Origin of the sequence: uncultured Allobosea sp., from assembly GCF_945957345.1 — a bacterium.
GTDB lineage: Bacteria > Pseudomonadota > Alphaproteobacteria > Rhizobiales > Beijerinckiaceae > Allobosea.
Genome location: NZ_CAMFKW010000032.1, coordinates 21,821 through 35,573 on the forward strand (window position 1 = coordinate 21,821; position 13,753 = coordinate 35,573).

Sequence of the window (13,753 nt, forward strand, 5' to 3'; positions counted from 1 at the left end):
GTGTCGCGGCGGGGCGCCGTTACCAGGTCCATCGATTCAACCAGGTCTCAGAGACGGGCTGACCGCCCGATTGCAGGACGAGCCGGAGCTCGGACAGATTATCGTTGCCGGGGTCGACCTCGAAGCCGACCCGCATCAGCTTGCGCTCGGGATAGGGCCAGAGGCGGACACCGTGGACAGCGCCGGGCTGTGCCGTGATCGTCGCCCGCGTCGAAGCGACGACGGCCGGATCGGCGAGCTTGTCCCCGGTAAATTCGACGATGAAGCGACGCCGGCGCCCCTGCGAGCCCTTGCCTTGTCGCGTCCGCGTTGCGAGCGCCAATGGCGGACGATCCGGCGGCTGCCAGCACCAGGCCTGACGATAGCTGATGGAGGTCTCGCTGCCGGCCGCCAGGGGCTGCTTCGGCCGCCAGTACATGATGATGTTCTTGTTCGGCTCGGAATCGTTGGGGATCTCGATGAGCTGCACCGAACCGGCGCCCCAATCGCCGAGCGGCTCCATCCAGACGCTCGGCCGAAGCTCGAAGCGCTGATCGTCGTCCTGGAAGGCGGCGGGATCGCGCTCGCGCTGGACGAGCCCGAATCCCTTCGGGTTCTCGTCGACGAAGGAAGAGACCTGCAGGGTCGCGGGATTGTTGACGGGCCGGTAGATCCACTCGCCGGCACCCGACTGCATCTGGACGCCGGATACCTCGCCGATCGAGGGGCGGATGTCGTCGAAGACGCGCCGGCTCTGCGGACCGGAGAGGAAGGTCGCACTGGTGCAGCCGAAGCCGACATGGTCCAGCGCCTGCCGCGCGAACAGCGTCATCTCGACATCGATGAAGGTGACGTCGCCTGGGCGCAGCGTCATCCGGACGGCGCCCGCGACGCTCTCCGAATCGAGCAGGCCGTGAATCACCAGCGAGCCGACGGCCGGGCTCGGCCGCTCGATCCAGAACGCCCGGAAGAATGGCAGCTCCTCGCCGCGTGTCTCGCCCGGCCGCAGAATCAGCGCGCGTGCCATCGCGCCGAAATTCTGGCCGCGCGCCAGGGCGCGGAAGAAGGTGCCGCCCTGGAAGACCGCGACCTCGAAGGGGCGCTCCAGCCCGGCTGCGATCCGCATGCCCGAGAACTGCAGATCGGCATTGCCCTGGGGCGGGGTCACTCGCCCGTAGTCGAACTTGCTGCGATCGAAGCCGATGCGGCGCACCGTGCCGTCCTCGATGGTGAACAGGCTCACCGGATTGGAGAAGACATAGCCGCGATGCAGGGGCTCCAGCGTGAAGCCGCGATTCTCGCCCGCCCAGACCGTGGCACCCGGCTGCATCCGAATCCCGGCATACTGATCTGCGGGCAGGGCGGCGTAGCCCTCGGGCAGGTCGTTGCTGGCGAGCGGAATCAGCGGACGCTGCGCCAGGGTCCTGGCGGCATCGACGACGAGAGCCGGATCGAAACGCTGCCCGTCCACGAGAGTGGGAATGTTGAAGGAAGCGGCACCCGTGGGCGCCTGCGCCGCAGCTGGGCCGGCCAGCGAGAGCAGCGCCGCGCCACCAGCGGCGCCTTCCAGAAACTGCCTACGATTCAAGGGTTTCGACATGGGATCCAAACTACGCGGGCGACGCCCTCGCCCTTCGCGCTTCTAGAGCATTTCCAGTTCGCCTGAAAAGCCTTTCCGACCGGGAAGATGCACGCCTTTCGCAGGGTGCGATCTCCAGAAATCAAGCCGTGGCTAGGCCGACATATGCACCGCCCCCGAAAGCTGCCTTTCACCGCGATTGAACTTTGCCAAAAGGCGCGCGGATCGGCTATCCACGGCGCCTGCAACGCCAGCATGCGTGAATGCGATTGTGATGTGCGGGCTGTGGTTCGACCATGCCCTGCAAGGGAAACGAGAAACATGACCGAAATGCAGCCGGCCAGATCCTGCCTCGCGATCGTCCTGGCGGCCGGAGAGGGCACTCGCATGAAGTCGCGGCGCCCGAAGGTGCTCCATGCCGTTGCCGGCAGGTCGCTGCTCGGCCATGTGCTGGCGGCCGTCTCCGAGGCCGGTGCCGACGACGTCGCCGTGGTCATCTCCTCCGAGCGCCCGGAAGTCGGCGAGGAGGCGCACAAGCTCCTTCCGCACGCTCAGATCGCGATCCAGCGCGAGCGCAGAGGCACGGCCCATGCGGCGCTGGCGGCGAAAGCTGCGCTGGCCTCGGCTCATGACGATGTCATCATCGCGTTCGGCGACACGCCGCTCGTACGTCCGGAGACCTTCTTGGCACTCCGCGAGGCGCTCTCCGGAGGCGCTGCCGTCGCCGTGCTCGGCTTCGAAGCCAAGGATCCGACTGGCTACGGCCGGCTCGTCGAGCATGACGGCCATCTCGAAGCGATCGTCGAGCACAAGGACGCGACGCCGAAGCAGCGCCGCATCACGCTCTGCAATGCCGGGTTGATGGCGCTCGCCGGCAAGCATGCCCTGTCGATCCTGGAAGCGATCGGCGACGACAACGCCCAGCGCGAATTCTACCTGACTGATGCGGTCGAAGTCGCACGGACGCGCGGCCTCGACGCGGTCGCGCTGCGGGCGCCCGAGAGCGAAGTCCAGGGGGTCAACGATCGCGTGCAGCTCGCTGCCGCGGAAGCGGAATTCCAGCGCCGCAAGCGCCTCGCCGTCATGGTCGGCGGCGCCACGCTGATCGCGCCCGAAACTGTCTTCTTCAGCCATGATACCGAGATCGGCTGCGATGTCCTGATCGAGCCGAACGTGGTTTTCGGGCCGGGCGTGCAGGTCGCCGACGGCGCGGTGATCCATGCCTTCTCACATCTGGAGGGCGCCAGGATCGGCCCGGACGCCAATATCGGCCCGTTCGCGCGCCTGCGGCCGGGGACCCGTCTGGCCGAGAAGGCGAAGGTCGGCAATTTCGTCGAAGTGAAGGCCGCCGATATCGGCCCGGGCGCCAAGGTCAACCACCTCACCTATATCGGCGATGCCTCGGTCGGCGCGGCCGCCAATATCGGCGCCGGCACCATCACCTGCAACTACGACGGCTTCAACAAGTCGAAGACGACGATCGGCGCCAATGCCTTCGTCGGCTCGAATTCCTCGCTGGTGGCCCCGGTGACGATCGGCGAGGGCGCCTATATCGGCTCCGGCTCGGTGATCACCGACGATGTCGCGCCGGAGGCGCTGGCCATCGGCCGGGGCAAGCAAGTCGTGAAGGAGGGCTGGGCGAAGGCGTTCCGCGCCGTCGCCGCCGCCCGGAAAGCCGCCAAGAAAGCGGCGGAATAGGCGGGAATCGCGGTGGATCGGGCAATCCGCCGTTCACAGTTCGTCATGTAGATTGATTGGGCATGCGCTCCGTTCGCGGCTATGCGCTTTGCCGACAGCAACGGCTTGAGGGGTTGGCCCATGTGCGGCATCGTCGGGATTCTGGGCAAGGAAGCGGTCGCGACGCAGGTCGTCGATGCGCTCAGGCGGCTGGAGTATCGCGGTTATGATTCCGCCGGCGTCGCGACGCTCGAAGGTGGTCAGCTCACCCGCCGCCGCGCCGAGGGCAAGCTCAAGAATCTCGAGACCCGCCTGTCGAGCGAGCCGCTCGAGGGCCTGATCGGCATCGGCCACACCCGCTGGGCGACCCATGGCAAGCCCAACGAGACCAATGCCCACCCGCATGCGACCGCGAAGCTCGCCGTCGTCCATAACGGCATCATCGAGAATTTCCGCGAATTGCGCGCCGACCTCCAGGCGGACGGCTACGTCTTCGAGACGGAGACCGATACCGAGATCGTCGCTCATCTCGTCACCCGCGAGCTCGATCGCGGCAAGTCCCCGGTCGATGCGGTTGCGGCCAGCCTGCCGCTTCTGCGCGGCGCCTTCGCGCTCGCTTTCCTGTTCCAGGGCGAGGAAGACCTGCTGATCGGCGCCCGCAAGGGCTCGCCTCTAGCGGTCGGCATCGGCGATGGCGAGATGTATCTCGGCTCGGACGCGCTGGCGCTCGCTCCTTTCACCAATCTCATCGCCTATCTCGAAGAGGGCGACTGGGTCGTGCTCCATCGCCGTGGCGCGACTTTCTACGATCGAACCAACACGCAGGTGGAGCGCCGCGCCCAGCGCGTCGCCGCCGGCGCCTTCCTGGTCGAGAAGGGCAATCATCGCCACTTCATGGCCAAGGAGATCTACGAGCAGCCTGAGGTCGTCGGCCACACGCTGACCCAGTATCTCGACATGGCCAACGGAAAGGTGCGCCTGCCTTTCGGCGACAAGATCGACTGGAAGAGCCTCTCGCGCCTGACGATCAGCGCCTGCGGCACCTCCTATTATGCTGGCCTGATCGCGAAATACTGGTTCGAGAAGCTGGCGCGCCTGCCGGTCGAGATCGATGTCGCCTCGGAGTTCCGCTACCGCGAGGCGCCGCTGCCGGAGAACGGCCTCGCGCTCTTCATCTCGCAGTCCGGCGAAACCGCCGACACGCTGGCCGGCTTGCGCTACGCCCGCCAGAACGGGCAGGCCATCCTCTCGGTCGTCAACGTGCCGACCTCGACCATCGCGCGCGAAAGCGACGCGGTCGCGCAGACGCTCGCCGGCCCCGAGATCGGCGTCGCCTCGACCAAGGCCTTCGTCTGCCAGCTTTCCGTATTCGCGGCGCTGGCACTCGCCGCAGCGCGGGCTCGCGGCACGCTCTCGGCCGAGGAGGAAGCCGGCCATGTGCAGCATCTGATCGCGCTGCCAGGCCTGATCGCCAAGGCGTTGGAGCTGGAGCCAGAGATCGAGAAGCTCGCGCGCGAGCTCTCCAAGGCCAAGGATGTGCTCTATCTCGGCCGCGGCACCAGCTTCCCGCTGGCGCTGGAAGGCGCGCTGAAGCTCAAGGAAATCAGCTATATCCACGCGGAAGGCTATCCCGCAGGTGAACTTAAGCACGGGCCGATCGCGCTGATCGACGAGGAGATGCCGGTCATCGTCGTCGCGCCGCATGACGCGCTCTACGAGAAGACGGCTTCCAACATGCAGGAGGTCGCGGCGCGCGGCGGGCGCATCATCCTGGTCACCGACGCGAAGGGCGCGGCCGAAGCCGGAATCGAGCCCGAGGCGACGATCATCATGCCCGACATGGACCCGACCTTCGCGCCGATCGTCTACGCCTTGCCGATCCAGATGATCGCCTATCAGACGGCGGTTTTCATGGGCAAGGACGTCGACCAGCCGCGCAATCTGGCGAAATCCGTCACGGTGGAGTGAAGGCGGCTCAGGCCTCGGGCCGGCTTGCTACATAGAAGCCTGCACCAGCCAGACAGAGCGCCGCCGTTGCCAAGGCAATCGGCGGCGCGCTCGTCAGTGTCAGCAGAACGAAGCTCAGCGCCATCGAACCGCAGGCGAGATATTTCGCCCGCCGCGCGATGGCGCCGGTCTCGCGCCAGCGCCGGACATGCGGCCCCAATCTTGGATGCCCGACGAGCCACGCCTCGAATCGTGGCGAGGATTGTGAGAAGCACCAGGCTGCAGCGATCAGGAAGACCGTGCCGGGCATCAGCGGCAGAATGAGCCCGATGACGCCGAGCGCGGTGAAGACCCAGCCCATCGCGAACAGCAGCGGCCGCGACCATCGGCGTCGCGGCTGATCGTTCTCGCTCACGGCCTCGTCCTTGCTTGCCCGAAAGGTGGGGATGGCGGATACCGCCGCCTCGCTTATCTATGTCATATCGCGGCGCGAGACGTCGTCCGCAAGGGAATCGGAGGTCGTGACGGTGGGGTGGGACAACGCATGACAGCCGGCCCGCCCGATCCCCGGCTCATCCTGCCCACGGAAATCCTGCGTCCGACATGGGGCGCGCGCCTGCGCCGTTATTTCCTGACCGGGCTCGTCATCGCCGCGCCGCTTGCCATCACGGCCTCGGTGACCTGGTGGTTCATCAATTTCATCGATGGGCTGGTGAAGCCGCTCATCCCGAATGCGTATCTGCCGGATGCCTACCTGCCTTACCCGGTGCCGGGCTTCGGGCTCGTCATCGCGCTGGTCGGCCTGACCTTTCTCGGCTCGATGACGCATAACCTGATCGGGCGTTCGCTGATCAATACCGGCGAGGCGATCCTGAACCGCATGCCGGTGATCCGTGGCCTCTACAAGGGGGTCAAGCAGGTCTTCGAGACGATCTTCTCGCAATCCGGCACGTCGTTCCGCACGGTCGGCATGGTGCAGTTCCCGCAGCCTGGCATGTGGTCGATCGTCTTCATCGCGCAGGAGGCGGCGCCCGAGATTGCCGAAAGCCTGCCGGATGGCGAGGAGCAGATCGGCGTCTTTCTGCCCTGCACGCCCAACCCGACCACCGGCTTCTTCTTCTACCTGCCGCGGCGCGATGTCATCGAGCTCTCGATCTCGGTCGAGGATGGCGCCAAGCTGATCATGTCGGCCGGGCTGATCCAGCCCGGCGAACAGAACGGCAAGCCGAAGCTGGACGCGAAGCAGCCGGTCAGCGCTTGAGCGGCACCCATATCTCGACGGTGCCGTTGCCGGTGGCGCCGTCGAAACGCTCGTCCATGCGCTCCAGCGTGACGCCCATCTCGGGCTTGCGTCCCGATTTCGGGAACCAGTCCTGCCAGATCGCCTTGTAGGTCTGGGCGATGCCGGTGATATGGCCGGTATGCTCAAATACCGCGCAGAGCTGCTCCGGCACGCTGAGCCGCGCGAACTCTTCGGTGAGGTCGCCGAAGGAGGAGACTTCGGCCCCGGCGATATAGTCAAAGGCGCCGCCATCATCGCAATTATAGCTTGCGCCATAGGCGACATAGCCGCGCTGGCCGGGGATATGGCCGAAATGCGGGGCGATCTTCTGCCAGAGCAGCGGGATGCCTTGCGTCTTGTCCATCGAGAAATGGCCACTGAAGCCCGCGATCAGCATGGGCTTGCCGGCGACGATGCGCGGCTCGGCAATAGGGGCAGGGGTGATGTCATGCATGGACAGGGACTCCACGAGAGCGAGCGATGAAAGGTCGCGCCGGGCACGCAATTCTTCCGGCGTGAGGCCGAACTGCTCGCGAAAGGCGCGGGTGAAGGCTTCGTGGGAGCCATAGCCCCAGTCGAGGGCGACCGTGAGGATATCGGGCGCGCCGTTCGCAAGCTGGCGCGCCGCCTCCGACAGCCGGCGTTCGCGCACATAGCGCATCACCGAGCGGCCGGTCGCCACGCCGAAGGCGCGGCTGAGATGGAAGCGCGAAACGCCGCTGACCTCCGCGATCTCGTCAAGCGTGAGATCGGCGGTGAAGCGGCTCTCGATGCACCAGATGGCGGCCTTGACCGGGTCCATGTTCTCTCCACGAAGCGCCGACACCATGGCGAAGGGAAGACAGCCGCGCTTGATCGGGATTGCTGCGCACGACGGTTCCTGTCATGGTCGGGCTTGTCCCGACCATCCACGTCTTCGCTGGTCGAAGGGCGTGTCCAAGACGTGGATGCTCGCCACAAGGGCGAGCATGACGGCGAGCTCTACCCCGCCCGCAGCAACCGGATCGCCACATCGCGCTCGAACAGGTAGAGCAGCACCCGGATAGCCTGGCCGCGCGGCGTTTCCAGATGCGGGTCGCGCTCGATCAGCAAGCGCGCATCGTCGCGCGCCGCTGCCAGCAGGTCGCCGTCGATCTCCGGCCGGGCGATGCGCCAGTCCGGCGAGCCCGATTGCTTGGTGCCGAGCACTTCGCCCTCGCCACGTAGACGCAGATCCTCCTCGGCGATGCGGAAGCCGTCCTCTGTCTCGCGCATGATCGTGAGCCTGGCCTCCGCGATCGGCCCGAGCGGTCCCTTGTAGAGCAGCAGGCAGGTCGAGGCGGCCGAGCCGCGCCCGATGCGCCCACGAAGCTGATGGAGCTGGGCGAGGCCGAAGCGCTCGGCATGCTCGATCACCATGACGCTGGCATTGGGCACGTCGACGCCAACCTCGATGACGGTGGTCGAGACGAGGATGCGCGTCTCGCCGGCGACGAAGGCGGCCATGGCGGCGTCCTTCTCGCGGCCGGGCATCTGGCCATGCAGCAGCCCGACCTTGTCGCCGAAGATTTCACGTAGCGCCTCGTAGCGCTCCTGCGCGGCGGCGACGTCGAGCGTGTCGGATTCCTGCACGAGCGGGCAGACCCAATAGGCCTGCGCACCGCTCTCGACCGCCCTGCCGATGGCGCCGACGACCTCGTCGTATCGCTCGGAGGAGACGGCGCGGGTGACGATCGGCTTCCGGCCCGCCGGCTTCTCCGAGAGGATCGAGACATCCATGTCGCCGAACCATGTCAGCGCCAGCGTGCGCGGGATCGGCGTCGCGGTCATGACCAGAACGTCGACGGCTTCGCCCTTCGAGCCGAGCAGCAGGCGCTGATGCACGCCGAAGCGATGCTGCTCGTCGACCACGGCGAGCGCCAGATCATGGAAGGCGACACCCTCCTGGAACAGCGCATGGGTGCCGACCGCGATGTCGATCGAGCCATCGGCGAGCCCCGCGAGCACCTGCTTGCGGCCGGCGCCCTTTTCGCGGCCGGTCAGCAGGGCGAGCTTCAATCCGGCCTTCTCGGCCAGCGGCGCCAGTCGTTCGGCATGCTGGCGGGCGAGGATTTCGGTCGGCGCCATCAGGACCGATTGCCGGCCCGCCTCGGCGGCGGCGGCCATGGACATCAACGCGACCACGGTCTTGCCGGAGCCGACATCGCCCTGGAGCAGGCGCAGCATCTTCTCCGGCTTGGCCATGTCGGAATGGATATCGGCGATCGCCTTGCGCTGGCCCTCTGTCAGCTCGAAGGGCAGGGCGGACTGGATTCGGAAGCGCAGGCCGCCATCTCCCGTGGTCGCCCGCCCGGCGATCTTCTTCTGCTGGCGACGGACGAGCGCGAGCGCGATCTGGCTCGCCAGCAATTCATCGTAACCGATGCGGCGGCGCGCGACGGTGTCGCCTTCGGCCGCCTTGCGATCGACCGGATGGTGAAGGGCCTCGACCGCCGCATGGAAGGTTGGAAAGTCGCTCCTGGCGAGAAAGGCCGGGTCCTGCCATTCCGGCATCTCCGGGCAGCGCTCGGCGGCGGCCTGTACGGTGCGCATCATCATGCGCTGGCCGATGCCCTCGGTCAGCGGATAGACCGGCTCGAAGGCCGGCAGCGTCGCCGCGAGCTTGGGATCGAGGATGCGCTCGGGATGCACCATCTGGCGCATGCCTTCCCAGAGTTCGAGCTTGCCCGAGATCAGGCGATAGGCGCCGATCGGCAGGGTCTGCGCGAGGTGCCGGGAATCGGCGTGGAAGAAGACGAGCGTGACGTCGCCGGTCTCGTCCTCGACGATGATGCGATAGGGCGCCTTCTTGCCGGCGGGCGCCGCGCGATGCTCGCTGACGCGGGCGGTGAAGGTCGCGACATCGCCGATCGGCGTATCCGCGATCGAGGGGCTCGGCCGCCGGTCGACCGCGCCGGTCGGAAGCTGGAACATCAGGTCGACGACGCGTGCTGCCTGAGTCTCGTCGCCGAGAAACTTGTCCAGCACCTTGCCGAGCTTGGGCCCGACGCCGGAAAGCGTCGTGACGGGGGCGAAGAGCGGATCGAGGATCGAAGGGCGCAAGACGTCTCGGCAATTGTCAGGAGCGCGAAGATCGCGGCCGCTTCGCCGCTGACTTCGCCGGGTTGCATCGCTATATAGCCTGCTCAGGCAGGCTCCGCGACGGGGCCGGCCCCGCAGTCATTGCGCCATCCCCCAGGTTTTCGAACTTGGTGTTTTCTTGCCGAGGTTCCCATGTCCGGTTCGACCCGCTCCAGCGCCGATCTCGACCCGCGCCGCCGCAAGATCCTGTTCCGCGCCTGGCATCGCGGCATGCGCGAGATGGATCTGATCATGGGTCGCTTCGCCGACGACGCGATCGCCGGCTTCAGCGATGCCGAGCTCGATGAGTTCGAGCGGCTGATCGAAGTCCTGGACCGCGACCTGCTGAGCTGGGTGACCGGGGAGGCGCCGGTGCCCGAGAACTACAACACGGAACTGTTCCGCAAGCTGAAGGCGTTCCACCATCACGACAAGCCGATTCATGTGTGAGGGCTCGGCCGGCTCCCACCGTTGTCATTCCGGGGCTTCGCGCAGCGAAGAACCCGGAACCCACGACTGGGTGAGTCAATGGCAACCGAACACCGCAGTAGCACCCAGTCGTGGGTTCCGGGTTCGCGCCTGCCGCGCCCCCCGGAATGACAAGCGATAGTCAAAAACTGAAGCATACCGATGAGCATTCCTCCTCCCAGCCAGATCGCCAAGCCCCAGCTCGACCGTCTGCTCGACGCGCTGAAGCGCGGCGACAAGCCGACGCTTGCCGGCGTGCCCGATGGATTCGACGCCGTCGTCCTCGCCGACCTGACCCGCGCCCGCGCCAAGAAGGCGGAAGGCCCGGCGCTGCTCGTCTTCATCGCGCGTGACGGCCAGCGCCTGCAGGTGCTTGAGAATGCGCTGCAATTCGTCGCGCCCGATCTCGAGGTGATGAGCTTCCCGGCCTGGGACTGCCAGCCCTATGACCGCGTCTCGCCCGCGCCTGCCATTGTGGCGCACCGGATGACGACGCTGTCGCGCCTCGCCAAGACGAAGTCGGGCGACCGGCCGCGCCTGCTGCTCACCACGGTCAACGCCGCGCTCCAGCGCGTGCCGGCCTTCGGCAAGGTCGCCTCCGAGAGCTTTTCGGCGGCGCCCGGCAACATGGTCGATATCGAGGAGCTGGCACGCTGGCTCGACATCAACGGCTATCTGCGCACCTCGACCGTGCGCGAGACCGGCGAATTCGCCGTGCGCGGCGGCATCGTCGACCTCTTCCCGCCGGGCATGCCGGCGCCGATCCGGCTCGACTTCTTCGGCGACACGCTGGAATCGATCCGCACCTTCGATCCGGAGACGCAGCGTACCACTGGCCAGCTCCGCGGGCTCGACCTCGTGCCGATGTCCGAGGCGCAGATGACGAGCGAGAGCATCCGCCGCTTCCGCCAGTCCTATATTTCCACGTTCGGCACGCCCGGCCGCGACGACACGCTCTATGAAGCCGTCAGCGAAGGCCGCCGCCCGGCCGGGCTGGAGCACTGGCTGCCGCTACTGGCCGAGAAGCTCGATACGCTCTTCACCTATCTGCCGGAGGTGCCCCTGGTGCTCGACCATCAGGCCGAGGATGCGGTCGGCGAACGCATCAGCCTGATCAAGGACTATTACGACGCGCGAAAGGCCGCGCTGGAGCAAGGCGGGGGCGGCGGCATTCCCTACAAGCCGCTGCCGCCGGATGCACTTTATCTCTCGCCGGCCGACTGGCGCGCGGTGGTCGACATCTCCGGCGTCGCGACGCTCACCCCGTTCCAGCTCCCCGACAGCGAAGGCAAGCTGATCCTCGATCTCGGCGGCAAACAGGGCCGCAGCTTCGCGGCCGAGCGGGCCGGCGAATCCGGCAGCGTCTTCGAGGCGGCTGTAGCCCATGTCCGCTCATTGGAGGCCGACGGAAAGCGCGTCATCCTCGCCGCATGGTCCGAGGGCTCGCGCGAGCGTCTTGCGCATGTGCTCGAAGACCACGGGCTGAAGAGCGTGCAGATGACGGGCTCTTTGCGCGCGGCCTTCGATCTCAAGCCCGGCACGGTCGCGCTCGCAGTCTGGGGCTTCGAGACAGGCTTCGAGGCCGGGCGCCTCGCCGTCATCGGCGAACAGGACATTCTGGGCGATCGGCTCGTCCGGCCGCGCCGCAAGACCAAGCGCCCGCAGGACTTTATTGCGGAGCTGTCATCGCTCGCGCCGGGCGATCTCGTCGTCCATGTCGACCACGGCATCGGCCGCTTCATCGGCCTGCAGACGATCACGGCGGCCGGCGCGCCGCATGACTGCCTCGAAATCCATTATGCCGGCGATTCCAAGCTCTTCCTGCCTGTCGAGAATATCGAGCTTCTGTCGCGCTACGGCTCGGAAGACACCGAGGTCCAGCTCGATAGGCTCGGTGGCGGCGGCTGGCAGGCGCGCAAGGCCAAGCTCAAGCAGCGCATCCGCGAGATGGCGGGCAAGCTCATCCAGATCGCCGCGGCCCGCGCGCTCAAGGATGCGCCGCGCCTCGTGCCGCCCGAGGGCGTCTATGACGAGTTCATCGCGCGCTTCCCCTATGAGGAGACCGAGGACCAGCAGAACACGATCGACGCGGTGCTGGACGATCTCGCGGCCGGCCGGCCGATGGATCGGCTCGTCTGCGGCGATGTCGGCTTCGGCAAGACGGAGGTCGCGCTGCGCGCCGCCTTCGCCGCCGCGCTCAACGGCAAGCAGGTCGCGGTCGTGGTGCCGACGACGCTGCTCGCCCGCCAGCATTACCGCAATTTCGCGGATCGCTTTGCCGGCTTGCCGGTCAATGTCGGTCAGGCCTCGCGCTTCGTCGGCTCGGCCGATCTCAAGGCGGTGAAGCAGGGCGCCAAGGACGGCACGATGGACATCGTCGTCGGCACGCATGCGCTGCTCGGCAAGGGCGTCGACTTCAAGGATCTCGGCCTCGTCATCGTCGACGAGGAGCAGCATTTCGGCGTCGCCCATAAGGAGAAGCTGAAGGAACTGCGCGCCGAGGTGCATATGCTGACGCTCTCGGCGACACCGATCCCGCGTACGCTCCAGCTCGCCATGACTGGGGTTCGCGAGCTCTCGATCATCGCGACTCCGCCGGTCGATCGTTTGGCCGTGCGCACCTTCGTCACGCCCTTCGATCCCCTGATCGTGCGCGAGGCGCTGCTGCGCGAGCGCTATCGCGGCGGGCGCAGCTTCTATGTCGTGCCGCGCATCGAGGACATCGCCGACGTCAAGGACTTCCTCGACAAGCAGGTGCCCGAGTGCAAGGTCGGCATCGCCCATGGCCAGATGGCGGCCGGCACGCTGGAAGACGTGATGACGGCCTTCTACGAGGGCCAGTACGACATCCTGCTCTCGACCACGATCGTCGAGTCGGGCCTCGATATCCCGACCGCTAACACGCTGATCGTCCACCGCGCCGACATGTTCGGCCTCGCCCAGCTCTACCAGCTCCGGGGCCGCGTCGGCCGCTCGAAGACGCGCGCCTATGCGCTCTTCACCGTGCCGGCCAACCGCAAGCTGACCGAGCAGGCCGACAAGCGGCTCAAGGTGCTGCAATCGCTCGATACGCTCGGCGCCGGCTTCCAGCTCGCCAGCCACGATCTCGACATCAGAGGCGCCGGAAACCTGCTCGGCGACGAGCAGTCCGGTCATATCAAGGAAGTCGGCTACGAGCTCTACCAGCAGATGCTTGAGGAGGCGGTGGCGGCGCTCAAGGCCGGCATCGAGTTCGAGACCGAGACGCAATGGTCGCCGGCGATCCAGGTCGGCGCGCCCGTCATGATCCCCGAGCACTATGTCGCCGACCTGACGCTGAGGCTGACGCTCTACAAGCGCCTCTCGACCATGGACGACGATGCGGAGCTGCAATCCTTCGGCGCCGAGCTGGTCGATCGCTTCGGCCCGTTGCCGGAGGAGGTCAACCAGCTGCTGGAGATCGTCGCGATCAAGGCGCTCTGCAAGCGCGCCAATGTGGAGAAGGTCGAGGCCGGGCCGAAGGGCATCATCGTCGCCTTCCGCAACAACGAATTCGCCAATCCGGAAGGGCTGGTCGGCTTCGTCGCTAAGCAGGGCACGCTGGCCAAGGTGCGCCCCGACATGCGCGTCGTCTTCATCGACGATTTCGACACGGTCGAGCAGCGGCTCAAGGCAACGCGACGGTTGCTGACCGATCTGGCGCGGATCGCCGAAAGGAAGAAGGCGGCCTGAACGGCCGCCTT

9 protein-coding genes are annotated in these 13,753 nt (G+C 66.8%); 5 read left to right on the forward strand and 4 right to left on the reverse strand.

Annotation, left to right across the window (positions count from 1 at the left end; genetic code table 11):
* Positions 1 to 19 precede the first annotated feature (19 nt).
* Positions 20 to 1,579, reverse strand: coding sequence for a glucan biosynthesis protein (locus Q0Q36_RS16245; protein WP_293799297.1), 1,560 nt, complete (start codon positions 1,577 to 1,579; stop codon positions 20 to 22).
* 309 nt (positions 1,580 to 1,888) lie between these two features.
* Between Q0Q36_RS16245 and glmU the strand changes: the two genes are divergently transcribed.
* Both glmU and glmS read left to right on the forward strand, forming a co-directional pair.
* Entirely contained in the window at positions 1,889 to 3,256 is a 1,368-nt protein-coding gene (glmU, locus tag Q0Q36_RS16250; protein ID WP_293799343.1) for a bifunctional UDP-N-acetylglucosamine diphosphorylase/glucosamine-1-phosphate N-acetyltransferase GlmU, read from the forward strand.
* A gap of 120 nt (positions 3,257 to 3,376) precedes the next feature.
* Positions 3,377 to 5,203, forward strand: coding sequence for a glutamine--fructose-6-phosphate transaminase (isomerizing) (glmS, locus tag Q0Q36_RS16255; RefSeq protein WP_293799298.1), 1,827 nt, complete (start codon positions 3,377 to 3,379; stop codon positions 5,201 to 5,203).
* A 7-nt stretch (positions 5,204 to 5,210) separates the two neighbouring features.
* Here glmS and Q0Q36_RS16260 read toward each other — a convergent pair whose 3' ends face one another.
* Positions 5,211 to 5,597, reverse strand: a complete 387-nt coding sequence (locus Q0Q36_RS16260) for a YbaN family protein (RefSeq protein ID WP_293799300.1) — start codon at positions 5,595 to 5,597, stop codon at positions 5,211 to 5,213.
* Between the two features lie 129 nt (positions 5,598 to 5,726).
* Here Q0Q36_RS16260 and Q0Q36_RS16265 point away from each other — a divergent pair, with 129 nt between their 5' ends.
* Positions 5,727 to 6,443, forward strand: a complete 717-nt coding sequence (locus Q0Q36_RS16265; RefSeq protein WP_293799301.1) for a DUF502 domain-containing protein — start codon at positions 5,727 to 5,729, stop codon at positions 6,441 to 6,443.
* Here the strand turns inward: Q0Q36_RS16265 and Q0Q36_RS16270 are convergent.
* Positions 6,433 to 7,266, reverse strand: a complete 834-nt coding sequence (locus tag Q0Q36_RS16270; protein WP_293799303.1) for an AraC family transcriptional regulator — start codon at positions 7,264 to 7,266, stop codon at positions 6,433 to 6,435. The genes Q0Q36_RS16265 and Q0Q36_RS16270 overlap by 11 nt on opposite strands.
* Positions 7,267 to 7,445: 179 nt before the next feature.
* The gene (gene recG, locus Q0Q36_RS16275; RefSeq protein ID WP_293799304.1) at positions 7,446 to 9,545 is read right to left on the reverse strand and encodes an ATP-dependent DNA helicase RecG; all 2,100 of its coding nucleotides are present in this window, start codon (positions 9,543 to 9,545) and stop codon (positions 7,446 to 7,448) included.
* 171 nt (positions 9,546 to 9,716) lie between these two features.
* Here recG and Q0Q36_RS16280 point away from each other — a divergent pair, with 171 nt between their 5' ends.
* Entirely contained in the window at positions 9,717 to 10,013 is a 297-nt protein-coding gene (locus Q0Q36_RS16280; protein WP_293799305.1) for a succinate dehydrogenase assembly factor 2, read from the forward strand.
* Positions 10,014 to 10,193: 180 nt separating this feature from the next.
* Positions 10,194 to 13,742, forward strand: a complete 3,549-nt coding sequence (mfd, locus tag Q0Q36_RS16285; protein ID WP_293799306.1) for a transcription-repair coupling factor — start codon at positions 10,194 to 10,196, stop codon at positions 13,740 to 13,742.
* Positions 13,743 to 13,753 lie beyond the last annotated feature (11 nt).